This window comes from Bradyrhizobium sp. SBR1B (genome assembly GCF_014198205.1).
GTDB lineage: Bacteria > Pseudomonadota > Alphaproteobacteria > Rhizobiales > Xanthobacteraceae > Bradyrhizobium.
The window spans coordinates 181693-198825 of record NZ_JACIHC010000011.1; the positions used below are offsets into that span (position 1 = coordinate 181693).

The following is a 17133-nucleotide window of genomic DNA, read 5'->3' on the forward strand; positions in this document are numbered from 1 at the left end:
CTCGGAGTACTGGATCGCCCGGTCCCGGCTCCGCCAAGGCTACGCCGCGGCCCACACGAGCGCTTGGCACGCCGAAGCTTCAGCGAAGGCGGCAAGCCGGGCGATGACACTGAGTATGTGGCGAGACTCTGGATTGCTTCGTCGCAAGGGCTCCTCGCAATGACGTGGAGAGAACCTGCGTTCTTAGCCGCTACTCCGCCGCCGCCGCAAAACGGCTGTTCTCCAGCTCCGCCTCCAGCCGTACCGTCTCGGCCGCCGCCAGCTTGATGTTGGTCTCCTTGACGTGGCCGAAGCCTCGGATCGTCTCGGGCACGCGCGCGAGGCGTGCCAGCAGCGGGATCTGCTCTGCCTTCAGCCCGGCCATCCGCTGATCGATCATCGCCAGATAATCCTCAACCAGCTTGCGCTCGGTCCGGCGCTCCTCGGTGCGGCCGAACGGATCGAGCGCGCTGCCGCGCAGGAACTTGAGCTTGGCGAGAACGCGGAAGGCATGGATCATCCAGCCGCCGAACTCCTGCTTCTGCAGCCGGCCCGTCGACTTGTCGCGCTGTGCGAAGATCGGTGGTGCCAAATGGTATTTCAGGGTGAAGTCGCCGTCGAATCTCTCCGAGACCTTCTTCGCGAAGCTGCCGTCGGTGTAGAGCCGGGCGACCTCGTACTCGTCCTTGTAGGACATCAGCTTGAACAGATTTTTGGCGACGGCCTCGGCCAGCTCGGTTGATGCGGGCGAGGCGGCCGTTTCCGCCTTGCGCACTTTTGCAACGCCCGCGAGGTAGCGGTCGGCATAGGTCTTGTCCTGATAGCCAGTCAGGAATTCCGCGCGCGTCGCGACGATGTCGTCGAGCGACTTGGTCGGCGCCGACGCTCGGCTCTTGAACTGCAGCACGCTGCGCACCCGCGACATGTCGTGGGCGGCCAGGCGGCCCCAGGTGAAGGCGAGCTTGTTCATCTCGATCGCGGCGCCGTTGATTTCGATGGCGCGCAGCAGCGCTTCCAGCGACAGCGGGATCGCGCCCTTCTGGAAGGCAAAACCGAGCATGAAGGGGTTGGTCGCGATGCTGTCGCCCATCAGCGCGGCGGCAATGCCCGTGGCGTCGATGATGTCGAGGTTCTTGTCGCCGACGGCGTCGCGCAGCACGGTCTGCATCGTGCCCATCTCGAAGTCGAGATCGGGGTTTTGCACAAAGCTCGCGGTCGGCTGCAGATCGGCGTTGATGTAGGCTTTGGTCACGCCACGTTCGGCGCGGCTGAGCGCGGTGGGGCCGGCCGAGACGATCATGTCGCAACCGAGAATGACGTCGGCGCCGCCCGTGGTGATGCGGACCGCGGAGATGTCTTCAGGCCTCCGTGAGATGCGGACATGGCTCATCACGGCGCCGTTCTTCTGCGACAGGCCGGTGAAGTCGAGCGCCGAGCAGCCGCGGCCGTCGACATGGGCCGCCATGCCGAGCAGGGCGCCGATGGTGATGACGCCGGTGCCGCCGATGCCGGTGACGAGGATGTTGTAGGGCGCGTCCAGCTCGCGTGCGGGCGGCAGCGGCAAATCGGCGAACAGCTGGCCGGAATCGACGGCCGAAGTCTTCATGCGCTTGAGCGAACCGCCATGGACGGTCACAAAACTCGGGCAAAAACCCTCGACGCAGGAAAAGTCCTTGTTGCAGTTCGACTGGTCGATCTGGCGCTTGCGGCCGAACTCGGTCTCCAGCGGCTGCACCGAGACGCAGTTGGAGGCCTGCGAGCAGTCGCCGCAACCTTCGCAGACCAGCTCGTTGATGAAGGCGCGCTTGGCGGGATCGGGATAAAGCCCGCGCTTGCGGCGTCGGCGCTTTTCCGCGGCACAAGTCTGGTCGTAGATCACCACTGTAAGACCCTTGATGTCGCGCAGCTCGCGCTGAACAGCATCGAGCTCGCGGCGGTGATGGATGGTCGCGCCTTGCGGGAAGTAGTTTCCTTGCGGATACTTGTCCGGATCGTCCGAGACGATTGCCAGGCGCTTGACGCCCTCGGCCCAGACCTGATGCGCGATCTGCGCGACGTTAAAGGCGCCTTCGGCGGGCTGGCCGCCGGTCATCGCGACGGCGTCGTTATAAAGGATCTTGTAGGTGATGTTGATTCCGGCGGCCGATGCCGCGCGGAGCGCCAACAGCCCGGAATGGGTGTAGGTGCCGTCGCCGAGATTCTGGAAGATGTGCGTCTCGCTCGTGAAGGGCGACTGGCCGATCCAGTTCACGCCCTCGGCGCCCATATGCGAGATCAGATCGGTGCGGCGGGTCGGCATGCTCAGGGCCATGCCGTGGCAGCCAATGCCGGCCATGGCGCGGCTGCCTTCAGGCACGCGGGTCGAGGTGTTGTGCGGACAACCCGAGCAGAAGAACGGCGTGCGAGCCAGCTTGATCTGCGTGCCGGTGGTGACCGGATTGTCAAAGGCCTCGAGCCGCGCGAGGCGCTGCTCCAGCACCGGACTGTGATGGCCGAGCTTGCGCAAGCGCGCCACCAGCGCGCCGGCGACGATGGTCGGCGTCAGCTCGCCCTCGCTCGGGAGCAGCGGCGTGCCGCTTTCGTCGCGCTTGCCCGTGATCGTCGGGCGCCGCGATGCATCGATGTTGTAGAGGATGCGCATCAGCTGGTCTTCGATGAAGCCGCGCTTCTCCTCGACCACGAGCACGTCCTGAAGACCATCGGCGAAACGCTTGGCGCCGCTTTCTTCCAGCGGCCAAGTCAGGGCAACCTTGTAGATGCGAAGACCGAGGTCCTGCGCGTCCTTGTCGGTGATGCCGAGATCAGCCAGCGCCTGGCGCAGATCGAGATAGGCCTTGCCGGTCGCGACGATGCCGAGCCGCGCAGGCTTCGAATCGAGCACGATGCGGTCGAGCTGGTTGGCGCGGGCGAAGGCCTGCACCGCCGCCATCTTCGGGCCGAACAGGCGCCGCTCCGCTTCCAGCGGCGGATCGGGCCAGCGGATGTTGAGGCCGCCGGGCGGCATCTCGAAATCGTCAGGGAGCACGATCTTGATGCGTTCAGGGTCGCTGTCGATCGACGCCGAACTCTCCACGGTTTCGCTGATCGCCTTGAAGCCGACCCAGCAGCCGGAGAAGCGCGACAGCGCAAAACCGTAGAGGCCGAGATCGAGATAGTCCTGCAGCGTCGCCGGATTGATCACGGGGATCAGCGCAGCTGCAAACACCTGCTCGCTCTGATGCGCCAGCGTCGAGGACTGGCAGCCGTGGTCGTCGCCGGCCAGCGCCAGCACGCCGCCATTGAGCGCGGTGCCGGCCGCATTGGCATGCTTGAGGGCATCGACCGAGCGATCGACGCCGGGGCCCTTGCCGTACCAGATGCCGAAAACGCCATCGACCTTGGCGCCCGGAAACAAGCCGACCTGCTGGCTGCCCCAGACCGCAGTCGCCGCCAGATCCTCGTTCAGGCCAGGGACGAAGGCGATGTCATGCTGCTGGAGGTGCGACTTCGCGCGCCACAGCGCGTGGTCGTACATGCCGAGCGGGGAACCGCGATAGCCGGAGATGAAGCCGCCGGTGTTGAGGCCCTGGAGCCGGTCGCGTTCGCGCTGCAACATGGGCAAGCGAACCAGAGCCTGTGTGCCGGACAGGAAGATCCGCTTCGATTCGAGCCGGTATTTGTCGTCCAGCTCGACCTGCAACAGCGTCATTTCGGCAGTCCTTGTGTGGTAGTCCGGCGAGGGATTTTGCGCCGCGGGAGGCTTGCGGCTTTGCGAAGCGAGAGATGCCAGTCAAGAGCATGGGCCGGCGAAGTCAATATCGCTGGCCGCATCCGTGGCGCTCCTGCTAGTCATGGCTTCCAGTGGAGAACATCATGGCTGCAAACGCATTCGACACCGAGATCACAGCGACGGCCGAGGCCCTGATTGGACCGTGGCGCCAGCCGCGTCAGATGCTGCAAGCGCAAACCTATGATGCGCACGCGTCCATTCACGACGACGCCACCGCGCAGAAGCTCGGCTTCAAGGGCGGCACCATCGAAGGCCCGACGCATTTCAGCCAGTTCGCTCCGCTCTGCGCGCAGCTGTGGGGACACACCTGGTTCGAAACCGGCTGCCTGTCCGCGCATTATCGCAGCGTCTGCTATGAGGGCGAGGAGGTGCAGGCGATTCTGTCGAAGCCACTGCCCGGGACAAGCCAGTGCCAGATCCAGATGGTCAAGCGCGACGGCACCGAGGTGCTGCGCGGCACGGCTTCGGTCGGTGAACCGCACGCAGCGACTGCGCTGGAGGCGCGCCTCGCCGAGCTCAAGCCGCTCGCCGATCCCGTCATCCTGCGCGACGTCAAGGTGGCGCAGACCGGCAAGCGACAGACGGTCCGCATGGCGTTCGATCAGACCATGGGCGACCTCTATCCGTTCTCGCTGCGGCAGAAGCTCGCCGTCATCACCGAGAATTCGCCTTACTATTCCGGCGCCGACAACCCCTGGGGCAGACCGATCATCCCGATGGAGATGCTGAGCGTGCTGTTCCAGTATCGCTCGAAGGACGATCCGCTCCCGGCCAAGGGCCCGGCCGTCGGCCTGTTCGCCGATCAGGAGATCCGGCTGATCAAGGGCCCGCTCTTCGAGGGCGAGGAGTACGAAGTCGAGCGCGAGGTGGTCGCGCTCTCCGGCAGCCGCCGCACCGAAAGCGCCTGGGTCAGGACACGCGTGTTCGACAAGGCGGGCACCATGGTGGCCACCATGCTGCTGAACATGGCGACGATGAAGGACTCCTATGCGCCGTACGAGGAAGAGTATCGGCAGCTGTATGGGGCGTAAGAGCGATGGCTGCACCCTCTCCCCTTGTGAGGGGAGAAGGGAAGAATGCTGCCAATCGGCCGCCCATCCTTTAAGCAGATGCACGCGGGGAAGCCGTCGCACAGGTAATATGCAGGCGCCGATCGCTTGCGTAACCTTCTGACTACACAACGAATTCCCTCGCGTCCGGCGCTCCACCGCAATTGTACACAATGGCACGGCGCTTGCAGAACTCCGGCAAAGAGAGTTCTCGCGAGGGACGGGCGTCATGCTGGACTCAAGCAAGTCGACATTGGGCGTCATCAGCGCCGAGCCCGAGCCGATCAAGCTCGACTGGCCGAGCACCGCGCTTCTCATCATCGACATGCAGCGCGACTTCATGGAGCCCGGCGGCTTCGGCGAGACGCTCGGCAACGACGTCAGCCAGCTTGCGCGCGCGGTGAAGCCGATCGGCACCGTGCTGACGGCGGCGCGCGACACCGGCATGCTGGTGATCCACACCCGCGAGGGCCATCTGCCCGATCTCTCCGACGCGCCGCCGGCGAAAGTCGAACGCGGCGCGCCGTCTTTGCGCATTGGCGACCCCGGTCCGATGGGCCGCATCCTCATTCGCGGCGAGGCCGGTCACGACATCATTCCCGAGCTCTATCCGCTCGACAGCGAGATCGTGATCGACAAGCCGGGGAAGGGCGCGTTCTACGCCACCGAGCTCGGCGACGTGCTGGAGAAATACGGCATCGAGAATTTGCTGGTGTGCGGCGTCACCACCGAAGTGTGCGTCAACACCACAGTGCGCGAGGCCAATGACCGCGGCTATCGCTGCGTCGTCATGTCGGACGGCTGCGCATCCTACTTCCCCGAGTTTCACGAGATGGGCCTGAAGATGATCAAGGCCCAGGGCGGCATCTTCGGCTGGGTCGCAACCTCAGCCGCAGTCCTGGAGGCAATGAAGGTTTCGACCACATAGGGGTATTGTCATGAGCACGTTGACGGGGACGGCCGGCAAATCTGACTTGAACAAGTCCGAGTTCAAGCCGGCACTATGGACATCGGGCGACTGGAATGCGTTCTTCGGCTTCGGCACCAACATCCTCGTCAACATGCTGGTGCTCACGGGGCTCCTGCGCTTCGTCTTGAAGATGCCGGACAGCCTGGTGTTCGGCCGCATCCTGCCCGCACTCGGGCTGATGATGTGCCTCTCGACCTTCTACTACGCCTACCTCGCCTACCGTTTGGCGCAGAAGACCGGCCGCAACGACGTCTGCGCGCTGCCCTCAGGCGTCAGCGTGCCGCATATGTTCATCGTCACCTTCGTCATCATGCTGCCGATCACGCTGAAGACCGGTGACCCGCTCAAGGGCTGGTCGGCCGGCCTGGTCTGGGTGTTCTTCCAGAGCTTCATTCTCATGATCGGCGGCTTCATAGCGCCATTCATCCGCAAGATCACGCCGCGCGCGGCGCTGCTCGGTACGCTCGCCGGCGTCTCGGTCACCTTCATCTCGATGCGGCCGGCGCTTGAGATGTATATGACGCCGCAGATTGGTCTCGTCTGTTTCGCCATCATCCTGGTGAGCTGGTTCGGCGGCGTGAAATATCCTCGCGGCATTCCCGCGGGCCTCGTAGCCATCGCCGCCGGCATGATCATCGCCTGGGGCTCGAACCTGTTCGGTCTTGGCCTCGGTGGACTTAGCGTCAAAGGTGTCGGCGATGCCTTCGCCAATTTCGGCTTCTCGGTGCCGATTCCCGCCGTGGGCTACGTGTTCTCCGGCTTCGAATTCCTCGGCATCATCCTGGTCACCGCCATTCCGTTCGGCATCTATGACCTCGTCGAAGCCATGGACAATGTCGAGAGCGCGGAGGCAGCGGGCGACGAATATCCGACCACGCGAGTCCTCACGGCGGACGGCGTCGTCAGCCTGATCGGCTGCCTGATGGGCAACCCTTTCATCAACGCCGTCTATATAGGCCATCCCGGCTGGAAGGCGATGGGCGGCCGCATCGGTTACTCCGCCGCAACCGGCATCATGGTGATCGTGCTGGCCTGGTTCGGCATCATCTCGGTGCTGCTGGCCCTCGTGCCCGTGGTCGCGATCTCGCCGATCCTGCTCTACATCGGCATGCTGATCGGCGCCCAGGCGTTCCAGACCACGCCGGTCAAGCACGCGCCCGCGATCGTGCTGGCGCTGACGCCGCATCTGGCCGCCTGGGCCAAGCTGCAGATCGACACGATGCTGGGCTCGACCATGAATGCGGCGGCAACCGTCGGCGGCATGGCCGCCGACAAGGCCGACGCGGTGAAGGCTGCCGCGATCGCCGCGCTGCCGCAGCAGGGCGTGTTCTACCACGGACTGGAGGTGATGGGCGGCGGCTCCATCCTCGGCGGCCTCATCCTGGGCGCGATCGGCGTCTTCATCATCGAGCGCGACTTCGAGAAGGCATCAGGCTTCGCGCTGGTCGGTGCGGTCCTGACCTATTTCGGCTTCATGCATGGCGAGGCCGTCGGCATCGGCGGCGGATTCGGTGTCACGCCCGCCGTTGCGCTGGCCTACGCCGCGATGGCCGCCGGCCTGTTCGCGGCCAGCAAGCTTGGCGCCGGCGGACACTATGCCGCCCATCCGGAGCTGTCGGCCGCGCCGGCGGAATAGGAGAAGCGAAGCGGAGATTGCGGCCGGGCGGCGATATGCTGCCCGGCCGTTTCCTTTCAAGCCGCACGACAAGGCAAGTCAACCGAGCTGGTTGATCCACTCGCGGAATAGCTCCGGGCCAGCGTCGACGGCAGCTGCGAGATCGCGGGAGTCGCGCGCTGCGCGCGGCGAGTAGCCGAAGCGTTGCCGGAAGCTGCGGCTGAAATGGGCCTGGCTCACGAAGCCGAATTCAGCTGCGATCTCCGCATTCCAGCGGTCTTCGTCGGCGTCATCCAGCAGCACATGGATCGCCTCGAGCCGCCGTCCGCGGATGTAATCGGCGACGCCCGCCAGCGGCGTGAAGACCCGATAGAGCACCGAGCGCGACACGCCGATCTCGCGGCAGATGGTTGCCACCGAGAGATCGGGGTGACCGAGGTTCTGATCGATGAAACGGCTGGCGCGATGAAGGATGGCGATGTCGCGCCGGGCGAGCCCTTGCTCGCGCGGCCGCGCGGCCATGCCGAAACATCCGCGCAGCAGCCCGAGCGTCGTCTGGATCGCCTCGGGCGCCTCGTTCCCGTCCATCGCCGGAAGCCGTCGTCGCAGCAGTCCCATCTGATCGGCGAGCACGCGGCCGGCGGCGCCGTCGAGGACGAGCCCGTGCAGGTCGAGACCATCGGGCGCGGCGTTGACGATTGCATCGCGCTCGACGTCGAGGCTGATCGTGTCGGTCGCCGTGGCGATGCCGTCGAAGCGCCGGGTCAGGTCGAGCACTAGCACCTGGCCGGGGCCGGCCGAGATCGGCTCGCCGTCGACCTCGCCGCTCCAGGCGCCGCGACGGAGCAACAGCAGCGCGAATGAGTTGCGGCCATCGGCCTTTGCCAGCGCGGCGGTGCGGGTGAAGCGCACGGGCCCCATCTTGGTGGATGCGGTCACCAGGCCGCCCAGCAGCCAGGCCTCGGCCAGAACCTCGAAGTCGTCGCTGGACGTGCCTTCGGGGACCGACACCTCGTAATGGGTGAGAATCGCGCGGTAGCGATCGAGCCGCTCGGCGGCGGGTAGCTCCGCTGTATCGAACCGCAGATACGGAATTTTCGTCATGCCAGGCCGCTCCCTCCGGCAGTTGGTCTGCAAATTGGGACGATCAGGCAAGTTTCCACGCCGTCGAACCGCAGTCTCCGGGCATGAATATTCATATTATCGCGCGCGGGCCAGACGTGAGTGTTTGCCGGCCCGAGCAATTTGCAATGACGTGAAGGTGAGCGATGGATAGGCGAGGGGCGGGTCTTGCGGTGCGGTTGGCCGAAGGGCGGACCGGCGAGACAGCGGGACGAACGCGGGGGGAAGCGACGCGGCGGCAAATGTGGCCGGCTGCGATCTGTGTCGTGGTGGCGCTCGCGCTGGCCGCGGTCGTCGACGTGTCATCCGCGCAGGCACAGTTCGTCTGTACCGACGCCAGCAACAGCACCGGCGGCGCTGTCGCCGTTGCCGCCGGAAGCACGGCGTGCGGTGCCAGCAGCACGGCGGGCGGTGCATCCGGCACGGCCTATGGCGCCTCCAGCACTGCCTCTGGCTATAATGCTCTCGCCGTCGGCGCTTCTAGTCAGGCGACCAACGTGCAGACCACCGCGATGGGATTTGGCGCCCTCGCGATCGGTCAGCACGCCTCCGCCGCCGGCGCGCAGAGCGCGGCGACCGGCTACGAGAGTACCGCCTACGGCTATGTGAGCAGTGCGACCGGCAATCAAACCGTGGCCGTTGGCGCCAACAGCAGTGCACCCGGCTGGTACTCGACGGCGGTGGGTGCCGCCTCCCGGGCGTCCGGCGACTTCGCAACTGCGACCGGTGGCCGGAGCACCGCGACTGGCCTCGCCAGCTCAGCTTACGGCGCGGACAGCTACGCGTATGCCGACAGTTCGGTGGCGGTCGGATCGTGGGCGGTCGTCAACGCCGGCAGCACGAGCGGAACGGCTGTCGGCAACAACACCACGGTGACCGGCGTCAACAGCACCGCGGTCGGTGCGTTCAACACCGTCACCGGCACCAACAGCGGTGCATTCGGCACGGGTCAAACCGTGCGCGGCAATGGCAGCTACGCCATCGGCGACCCCAATACGCTGAACGGCAATGGCAGCTTCGTGCTCGGCGACAACAACACCGTCAACGGCACCAACCAGACCGGCCGGGGCGACAACGTCAATGTGGTCGGCTCCAACAACGCGGTGGCCGGCACGGCGAGCGCTGCCGGATCCTCCGTGTTCGGCTCCGGCAACACCGTCAATGCGTCCAATGCGCTGGTGATGGCGAACGCGGGGACCGTAACCGGCGCGGGCGGCATCGCAATCGGCAACACCGTTTCGGTCACTGGGGCCAATGCCCTCGCTGTCGGCAACAATTCCAGCGCCGGCTTTGCCAATTCCGCCGCCTTCGGCAATGGCGCTACAGTGACCCGCGCCAACCAGCAGACGTTCGGGACGACCGGCAACACCTACACTATGGCCGGCATCACCTCTTCGGCCAGCAAGGCTGCGCAGAGCGGCACGACCCAGCTTGTCACCTCCGATGGCGCCGGCAATCTCGCGACCACGACGCTTGCCAATCTCGGCATCGCCTCGGCCAGCGATCTCAGCGCCATCAATGGCCAGCTCGCCAACATCAACGGCCGCCTCGACGACCTCAGCAGCAGGACCAGCAAGGTGACCAGCGGCGTCGCCATGGCCTTTGCCATGGCCGGCGTGCCGACGCTGCTGCCGAATGAGAGTTTTGCCGTGACCATGAACTACGGGACCTTCGAGCGGGCCAACGGTCTCGCGTTCAACGCGGCACTACGTCTCAATCAGAACATGCAGTTCAACGGCGGAATAGGTTACGGGCCCGACCAGCGGGTCGCCGGCGGACGCGTCGGCTTGCGCATGGGCTGGTGAGTGCATGGTCGTATCGCCACGATTGATCGTAGGCACGATCCTCATCGTAGCCTGCGCACCCATGCGTGCGGAGACGCAATCACCGCCTTCCGGCTTTGCGGATCGTTGGGCGGTTCAGCCCGCCGCGGCCCCGACACGACAGGGCGGGCCGCAGGTCACCGTCGAGCAGGCACTCTATCTGATCCGCTCCTCGCTCCTGACGTTGAATGACGCCAATCGCTCCGGCAATTATTCGGTGTTGCGCGACCTTGCCGCACCTGAATTCCAGGCCAGGAATAGCGCCGCCGATCTCGCGCTTGCGTTCTCCGACCTGCGGGCCCGCAAGTTCGACCTGTTTGGAGCCGCACTTCTCGCCCCGCGATTGTCGGCGGCACCCAACGTCAATGGCCGCGGCATGCTGCGGCTCAGCGGCACCATTCCGACGAGGCCGTTGCAGATCGATTTCGATCTGATGTTTCAGGATGTCGGCGGTAGCTGGAGGCTCCATGGACTATCGGTCGCGACACCCGCGGCTGCGGCCGAAGCCACCTCGCCGCAAGCGGAAGCCTCAAAGCACTAGTCTCAGGGCCGGACAGCCGGCGTCTCCATCGGCAAGCCGCGCGCCCGCGACATCAGATAAAGCTCGAGCGCGACCAGCTCGGGCGAGCCGTAATCATAGGCCTGGGCGCGGACGCCGCTCATGCAGCTGCGCAGCCGTCGCTCCAGCGATCCCAGCGTTTGCCATTCCAGGCGGTAGAGCGGATAGCCGGTCGGCTGTCCCTGCGTGATCGGCGCGCCCGCAAGGCGCTTGTCGAAATTGTCGTCGTGGCAATTGGTGCAGGCGAGGTTGAGCTGGCCCTGCCGCTGCATGAAGAGGTCGCGGCCTTGCTCCACGAAGGGCTTTGCTTGCGGATCGTCGCCGGCAGTGATCGCGACACCGCGCGATTGATGGGCGACGAAGGCGGACAGCGCCAGGAGCTCGCGGCTCTCGTAGGGCAGTGGCGACGCCTGCTGATGATTGGAGCGGCAGAGATTGATGCGCTGGTCGAGCGTGACGGGGCGACTGAGCGCCTTGTCGAAGGCCGGGTAGCGTGCGGCAACACCCTTCATGCTGGTGCGTGCATCGCCATGGCAATCCGCGCAGGCTTTCTCGGCTCTGCCGGTCTTCTTGTCCCATAGCTGTTCGCCATCGAGCACGAACAGCATGCCGGGATTGGAGGTGTCGTCGTCCTGCATGGCGCGCGTGTCCGGGCCCATGAAGGAGTAGCCGGACCGGCGCGCATCGTGCGGGACTTCACCAGCGAGCAGGGCAGGCGCTGCGGCGAACAATGCGGCCGCTGCTATCGCGCGCCAAACGCTCATTCGACAATGATCGATGCCGACGCGGTGGAGGAATAGCCGTTGTCGCCGATCCACTCGAACTCGAACTTGCCGCTTTCCCTGGCGACCGTGAAGAACGACAGATAAGGATTGGCCGCGATCGCCGGAAACAGATCGGCGCGGAAGATCTCGGCGCCGTTGTAGCGGCAGGTGAAGCTCGTGATGATGTCTCGCGGCACCAGCTTGCCGTCTGTGGTATGGCGGAAGCCTGTTTCCATGATGTGCGAGGTCAGCGTGCGGATCTCGATGACGTCGCCGCGCTTCGCCTTCGCGGGAACGTTGATGAGCGCGGCCATCAGTTCATCTCCTCGGTGCAGGCGGCCAGCGTAACGACCACGTCGGCGGCGACCTGCCAGAACGTGTCGTCGGACAGGCGGGTGATCGCCACCACCTTCTGGGTGTCGGCGAGGCGGATGCGTGTCGCGACCTGAGCGCGGCCGGTGGAGGGGCCGAAATAGAAATTGCCGATGTTCGGCTGCGGGTTCTTCTCGTTGAAGACGTGGATGCTCTTGACGTGGTCGTCCGCCGTCATCGGGCTTGCAACGCTCACCGTCATCGGCACGGTGTTGCCGTTCTCGACCAGCGGCGGAATGTCGAGCTTCACCCTGCCGGTGCGAATTGGTGCTTCGCCGACGACATTGCGGATTGCGGTGTTGAGCATCGCGGGCGTCGCGTGAAGCGGACGCAGGGTGACGATCGGGATCGTCCCGGCGGCCGCCACGCCTCCGGCGAGGCTCAGAAATTGTCGTCGCGTGGTTGGCATGAACAGTCCTAGTCGCGAAGCGTTGCAAGAAAAGCCACGATGTCCTCGATCTCCGCCGCCGACAAGATCGGCTTGCCGGTGAAATTGCGTCCGACTCGCACGAGGTCGCCGTTGCGATAATAGGACGGCATGATGGTGTCCGGGTTGAAGCGCGCCGCATCGACCAGCCGAAGCCGCAACTGACTCACCGACCATCGGTTCCCGGCGCCTGTGAGGTCAGGCGCGAGATCTCCCTGGAACCGCGTTTCCGGGAAAGGGCCGGAATGGCAGAGGATGCAGGTCGTGGTGCGCGCCAGCACCAGCGCGCGGCCGCGCACGGCATCGCCTGGCGCGCCCGTGAGAGAAGCCGGGATGCCTTCGCCTACGATCTTGTAGGGCGCGAGTTCGTCTGCCTTGGCAAGCGAGGACAGGGCGAGGATCGCCGCGATGAACGCAGCAACCGCAGAAATCGGACTGGGTGCACGGTGCCGCCGCGAACTCCGCTTACCTCTCCCGCTTGCGGGAGAGGTCGCCGCGCAGCGGCGGGTGAGGGCTTTTTCCTCTTGGGGAGTCTCGCGAGTGGAGACACCCTCTCCCCAACCCTCCCCCGCAAGCGGGGGAGGGAGCGCACCTAGCTCGTGGCGGCAACTTGGTCCCATCATCGCTCTAACCAAAGACGTCCGCCGTGATGATTTGAAACCAGCGCTCGGCTTCGGTCGCCTCGCGGGCGCGCAATTCGCGCGGGGCATCGACTGGGCTCGTCGCGCCGCCCTCGACCTCGGCAAAGATGTCGCCTTTCGGCTGATAATTGCCTGCAAGCAAAAATCCATAGCCTGGCGCGACGGTGTTGTAGCAGACGCCGGTCAGCCGTGGCGTCTCGGGTGCTCGGCCCGCGAGCAAAGCGACGATGGCAGCGGCGCACGCCTTGCCTTGCCCGCTTGCAGCCGATGCCGATTTGGGAATGCCGCCGCCGAGGCAGGCGTCGCCGATGACGTGGATGTTCTTGACGAGCTTCGACTCGAAGGTCACGGGATCGATCGGACACCAGCCGGTGTGGTCCGCCACGCCAGCGATCTCGGCAATGCGTCCCGCGCGTTGCGGCGGAATGACATTGGCGACATCTGGCGTGTAGTTGCCGAACTCGGTGACGATGGTCATGGTCGCCGGATCGACTGAGGTGACGCGGCCGCCTTGTGACAGCGCGATGCGCTCGATCATGTCGCCATAGAGCTCCTTCCACGCCCTCTCGAACAGCCGCTGCTGGGAGAAATTGTCCTTGGCGTCGAGGATCAGAACTTTCGAGCGTGGCTTGTTCGTCTTCAGGTAATGCGCAATCAGGCTGGCACGCTCGTAAGGCGCCGGCGGGCAACGCAAGGGATTAGCGGGGATTGCGATCGCGACCGTGCCGCCGTCAGCCATTGCTTCCACCTGCCTGCGCAGCAGCAGGGTCTGCGCGCCGGCCTTCCAGGCGTGCGGCATCTTCTCCGATGCGGCGTCGTCATAGCCGGGCAGGGCTTCAAAGTGGAAGTCGATGCCGGGCGAGAGCACGAGGCGGTCATAGGCAAACGTGGCGCCATCGGCGGCCTTCACGCTGCGCTTTTGCGCGTCGACGGCCGTCGCGGCCTGAGCAGCGACGGTGACGCCCTCGGCGGCGAGCCTGTCATAGCCGAACTGCTGCGCGTCCATCTCGCGCAGGCCGGCGATCACCTCGTTGCTGAAGGGGCACGAAGTGAAGGTCTTGTTCGGCTCGATCAGCGTCACCTGCAAGCCCGCCTGCGCGCGCTTGAGCGCCCGCGCGCAGGCCGCTCCACCAAAGCCGCCGCCGACCACGACGATGCGGCCTGCGGATTGCGCGCGCAGGATCGAGGGGACGACGAACGATGTGGCCGCGGCGGTGATGCCGAGAACGGCATTCCGCCGCGTCACCAGCGCATTCATGAATCTTGTCCGCAAAATGCCGCGGCGGCCGTCGTGGCCGCCGCGGCTGTGCTTAGGCGAAGGTGATGTTCTGGTCCCGCAGCGGCACGGAGCGGATGCGCTTGCCGGTCGCGGCGAAGTACGCATTGAGCACCGCCGGCGCTGCGACGCCGATGGTGGGCTCGCCGACGCCGCCCCAGAACCCGCCGCTTGGCACCATCACCGATTCAACCTTCGGCATCTCGTTGATGCGCATCGAGTTGTAGGTGTCGAAGTTGGTTTGCTCGATCTTGCCGTCCTTGACGGTGCAGCCGCCGTAGAACAGCGCCGAGAGGCCATAGACGAAGGACCCCGCGATCTGCCGCTCCACCTGCGCCGGATTGACGACGTAGCCGGGATCGGTGGAGGCGACGATGCGATGCACCTTGATCTTGCTGCCGTCAGTCACCGAGATTTCGGCGGCGCCGGCGACATAGCTGCCATAGCCCATGACCTGGGCGATGCCGCGATAGACGCCCTGCGGCGCCGGCGTCGTCCAGCCGATCTTCTCGGCAACGGCATTGAGCACCGCCAGATGCTTGGGATGGTTGCCCATCAGCTTGCGACGGAATTCGAGCGGGTCCTGGCCTGCGGCCTGGGCCAGCTCGTCCATGAAGCATTCCATGTAGATGGCGTTGTGATTGACGTTGACGCCGCGCCAGAAGCCCGGCGGAACGTGCGGGTTGCGCATCGCATGCTCGACCAGCAGGTTCGGCACCGAATAGCCGAACGCGGCTTCGCCGGATTGGGCGACGCCCTGGAAGGCGGCCGGATCCATGCCATTCTGCAGCGCTTCGGGGCGCAGCGAGAACAGGATCGATTGGCCGGACAGGCGGTAGTGCAGCGCGACCAGATTGTTGTTGGCATCGAACGCGCCGGTCATCTTGCACTGGGTGATCGGGTGGTACCGGCCGTGCGCCATGTCCTCTTCGCGCGACCACAACAGCTTGACCGGCGTTCCCCGCATCTCTTTGGCGATCATGACGGCCTGGCGGACATAGTCGGTCTGGCCGCGCCGGCCGAAACCGCCGCCTAACATCACCTTGTGCACGTCGCACTTGTCCGCCGGCAGGCCAGACGCCTCCAGCACCGCCGCGAACGCCGCCTCGCCATTCTGCGTGCCGCACCAGACCTCGCATTTGTCCGCGGTGTAGAGCGCGGTGGCGTTCATCGGCTCCATGGTGGCGTGGTTCTGATAGGGATAGGAGTAGACGGCCTCGACCTTCTTCGCCGCGCTCGCAATCGCCGCTTTCGCGTCGCCGTTCTTGTTGCCGACATAGGCCGGCTGGTCGTTGTTGAGGCCTTCGGCCAGCCACTTGGCAATCGACTCGCTGGAGACTTTTGCGTTGTCGCCCTCGTCCCAGACGATCGGCAACGCCTCCAGCGCGGTCTTGGCGTGCCACCAGGTGTCGGCAACGACCGCGACCGCGGTATCGCCGACCTTGACGACTTTCTTGACGCCTTTCATGCTGGCGATCTTGGCTTCGTCAAAGCTCTTCAGCTTGCCGCCGAACACGGGGCAATCCTTGATCGCCGCATTCAGCATGCCCGGCAGCTTGATGTCGGCGCCGTAGATCATGGCGCCGTTGGTCTTGTCGACGGTGTCGAGCCGCTTCACGCCCTTGCCGATCAGCTTCCAGTCCTTCGGATCCTTCAGCTTGACGTCCGCCGGCGGCGTCAGCTTGGCGGCGGCTTCGGCGACCTTGCCGTAGGTCGTGGTCCTGCCCGATGGCGTGTGGGTGATGACGCTGTTCGCGGCCGCGCATTCGGAGGCCGGCACCTTCCATGCATCGGCGGCGGCCTGGATCAGCATCACGCGCGCGGTGGCGCCGCCCTTGCGGACATAGTCCTGCGAGGAGCGGATGCCGCGGCTGCCGCCGGTCGAAAAATCACCCCAGACGCGCTTGCGAGCGACGCTCTGGCCGGGTGTCGGATATTCGGTCGTGACCTTGGTCCAGTCGCATTCGAGCTCCTCGGCGACGAGTTGGGCAAGGCCGGTCAGCGAGCCCTGACCCATCTCGGAGCGGGCGATGCGGATCACGACGGTGTCGTCGGGCCTGACCACGACCCAGGCGCCGATCTCCGGCGAGCCGTCGGCGGCACGGACCACGGCGGGCCCGCCGAAGGGGAGGTCGAGGCCGATGGCGAGGCCGGCACCGACCGCGGCCGTGCCGATGACGAAGGCGCGGCGGTTGAGCCGCGGCGAGATATGCTTATTCATGTGGGGATTTCCTTACGCGCTTGCGATCGTGTGGATCGCTTCGCGCACCTGCTGGAAGGTGCCGCAGCGGCAGATATTGGTGATGGCCTCGTCGATATCGGCGTCGGTGGGCTTCGGCTTCTCGCTCAGCAGCGCCGCCACCGCCATGATCATGCCGCTCTGGCAATAGCCGCATTGCGGCACGTCCTGGGCGATCCAGGCCTCCTGCACTTTGTGCAGCGCATCGCCGGAGGCGAGCCCCTCGATGGTGGTGATCTTCTTGCCCTCGGCTTCGCTGACCGAGACGCCGCAGGAGCGGGTGGCGACGCCTTCGATGTGAACCGTGCAGGCGCCGCATTGTGCAATGCCGCAACCGTATTTGGTGCCCGTCAGGCCGGCATTCTCGCGAATCGCCCAGAGCAGCGGCGTGTCCGGCTCGACGTCGAGAGTGAAGGTTTTTCCGTTGATTGTTAGGTTTGCCATCGCAAGTCCCCTGATTGGCCCAATCCACCGATTGAACTCAGGGGCGCAATGTGTCCGGCAAACTGGAACTGTTCAAATCAACAG

General features: G+C 65.4%; 14 protein-coding genes. 5 read left to right on the plus strand and 9 right to left on the minus strand.

What is annotated here, in order from left to right; all coding sequences use genetic code 11:
* Positions 1–190: 190 nt before the first annotated feature.
* On the minus strand, positions 191–3667 hold the full coding sequence (locus tag GGD61_RS25615) for an indolepyruvate ferredoxin oxidoreductase family protein (RefSeq protein ID WP_092259808.1): 3477 nt from the start codon (positions 3665–3667) through the stop codon (positions 191–193).
* Between the two features lie 164 nt (positions 3668–3831).
* Here GGD61_RS25615 and GGD61_RS25620 point away from each other — a divergent pair, with 164 nt between their 5' ends.
* The 3 genes from GGD61_RS25620 to GGD61_RS25630 all read left to right on the plus strand — a co-directional run bounded on the left by GGD61_RS25620 (position 3832) and on the right by GGD61_RS25630 (position 7403).
* Positions 3832–4779, plus strand: a complete 948-nt coding sequence (locus GGD61_RS25620) for a hypothetical protein (RefSeq protein WP_177237265.1) — start codon at positions 3832–3834, stop codon at positions 4777–4779.
* Between the two features lie 247 nt (positions 4780–5026).
* Positions 5027–5725 (plus strand): cysteine hydrolase family protein, encoded by a 699-nt coding sequence (locus tag GGD61_RS25625; protein WP_092259804.1) that lies wholly within the window; start codon positions 5027–5029, stop codon positions 5723–5725.
* Between the two features lie 10 nt (positions 5726–5735).
* On the plus strand, positions 5736–7403 hold the full coding sequence (locus GGD61_RS25630; RefSeq protein WP_092259802.1) for a regulator: 1668 nt from the start codon (positions 5736–5738) through the stop codon (positions 7401–7403).
* Positions 7404–7481: 78 nt separating this feature from the next.
* On the opposite strand, the gene GGD61_RS25635 is transcribed toward GGD61_RS25630, so the two are convergent.
* Positions 7482–8486 carry a helix-turn-helix domain-containing protein gene (locus tag GGD61_RS25635; RefSeq protein ID WP_092259800.1) on the minus strand — a complete coding sequence of 335 codons (1005 nt, stop codon included), beginning with the start codon at positions 8484–8486 and terminating at the stop codon, positions 7482–7484.
* Between the two features lie 260 nt (positions 8487–8746).
* Here GGD61_RS25635 and GGD61_RS25640 point away from each other — a divergent pair, with 260 nt between their 5' ends.
* Together GGD61_RS25640 and GGD61_RS25645 are read left to right on the plus strand one after the other, a co-directional pair.
* On the plus strand, positions 8747–10309 hold the full coding sequence (locus GGD61_RS25640; protein WP_092259798.1) for a hypothetical protein: 1563 nt from the start codon (positions 8747–8749) through the stop codon (positions 10307–10309).
* A 4-nt stretch (positions 10310–10313) separates the two neighbouring features.
* Entirely contained in the window at positions 10314–10868 is a 555-nt protein-coding gene (locus GGD61_RS25645) for a hypothetical protein (RefSeq protein WP_246786040.1), read from the plus strand.
* A 2-nt stretch (positions 10869–10870) separates the two neighbouring features.
* Here GGD61_RS25645 and soxA read toward each other — a convergent pair whose 3' ends face one another.
* The 7 genes from soxA to GGD61_RS25680 form a co-directional block, all read right to left on the minus strand.
* Positions 10871–11650 carry a sulfur oxidation c-type cytochrome SoxA gene (gene soxA / locus GGD61_RS25650; protein ID WP_177237264.1) on the minus strand — a complete coding sequence of 260 codons (780 nt, stop codon included), beginning with the start codon at positions 11648–11650 and terminating at the stop codon, positions 10871–10873.
* Positions 11647–11964 carry a thiosulfate oxidation carrier complex protein SoxZ gene (gene soxZ, locus GGD61_RS25655; protein WP_092259792.1) on the minus strand — a complete coding sequence of 106 codons (318 nt, stop codon included), beginning with the start codon at positions 11962–11964 and terminating at the stop codon, positions 11647–11649. The genes soxA and soxZ overlap by 4 nt, the downstream gene beginning before the upstream one ends.
* Positions 11964–12431, minus strand: coding sequence for a SoxY-related AACIE arm protein (locus tag GGD61_RS25660; protein WP_092259790.1), 468 nt, complete (start codon positions 12429–12431; stop codon positions 11964–11966). The genes soxZ and GGD61_RS25660 overlap by 1 nt, the downstream gene beginning before the upstream one ends.
* Before the next feature lie 8 nt (positions 12432–12439).
* A complete protein-coding gene (gene soxX, locus GGD61_RS25665) occupies positions 12440–12880 on the minus strand; it encodes a sulfur oxidation c-type cytochrome SoxX (protein ID WP_092259971.1) in 441 nt (146 codons plus the stop codon).
* Between the two features lie 196 nt (positions 12881–13076).
* The gene (locus GGD61_RS25670; protein ID WP_092259788.1) at positions 13077–14348 is read right to left on the minus strand and encodes an NAD(P)/FAD-dependent oxidoreductase; all 1272 of its coding nucleotides are present in this window, start codon (positions 14346–14348) and stop codon (positions 13077–13079) included.
* A gap of 52 nt (positions 14349–14400) precedes the next feature.
* Positions 14401–16587: a xanthine dehydrogenase family protein molybdopterin-binding subunit gene (locus tag GGD61_RS25675; RefSeq protein ID WP_092259786.1), complete on the minus strand. Its 2187-nt coding sequence runs from the start codon at positions 16585–16587 to the stop codon at positions 14401–14403.
* A 12-nt stretch (positions 16588–16599) separates the two neighbouring features.
* On the minus strand, positions 16600–17049 hold the full coding sequence (locus GGD61_RS25680) for a (2Fe-2S)-binding protein (protein ID WP_026202799.1): 450 nt from the start codon (positions 17047–17049) through the stop codon (positions 16600–16602).
* Between the last annotated feature and the right edge of the window lie 84 nt (positions 17050–17133).

Coding starts and splice junctions, on each gene's coding strand:
- GGD61_RS25615 (WP_092259808.1), bottom strand. CDS start 3,667: ATGACGCTGTTGCAGGTCGAGCTGGACGACAAATACCGGCTCGAATCG.
- GGD61_RS25620 (WP_177237265.1), top strand. CDS start 3,832: ATGGCTGCAAACGCATTCGACACCGAGATCACAGCGACGGCCGAGGCC.
- GGD61_RS25625 (WP_092259804.1), top strand. CDS start 5,027: ATGCTGGACTCAAGCAAGTCGACATTGGGCGTCATCAGCGCCGAGCCC.
- GGD61_RS25630 (WP_092259802.1), top strand. CDS start 5,736: ATGAGCACGTTGACGGGGACGGCCGGCAAATCTGACTTGAACAAGTCC.
- GGD61_RS25635 (WP_092259800.1), bottom strand. CDS start 8,486: ATGACGAAAATTCCGTATCTGCGGTTCGATACAGCGGAGCTACCCGCC.
- GGD61_RS25640 (WP_092259798.1), top strand. CDS start 8,747: ATGTGGCCGGCTGCGATCTGTGTCGTGGTGGCGCTCGCGCTGGCCGCG.
- GGD61_RS25645 (WP_246786040.1), top strand. CDS start 10,314: ATGGTCGTATCGCCACGATTGATCGTAGGCACGATCCTCATCGTAGCC.
- soxA (WP_177237264.1), bottom strand. CDS start 11,650: ATGAGCGTTTGGCGCGCGATAGCAGCGGCCGCATTGTTCGCCGCAGCG.
- soxZ (WP_092259792.1), bottom strand. CDS start 11,964: ATGGCCGCGCTCATCAACGTTCCCGCGAAGGCGAAGCGCGGCGACGTC.
- GGD61_RS25660 (WP_092259790.1), bottom strand. CDS start 12,431: ATGCCAACCACGCGACGACAATTTCTGAGCCTCGCCGGAGGCGTGGCG.
- GGD61_RS25670 (WP_092259788.1), bottom strand. CDS start 14,348: ATGAATGCGCTGGTGACGCGGCGGAATGCCGTTCTCGGCATCACCGCC.
- GGD61_RS25675 (WP_092259786.1), bottom strand. CDS start 16,587: ATGAATAAGCATATCTCGCCGCGGCTCAACCGCCGCGCCTTCGTCATC.
- GGD61_RS25680 (WP_026202799.1), bottom strand. CDS start 17,049: ATGGCAAACCTAACAATCAACGGAAAAACCTTCACTCTCGACGTCGAG.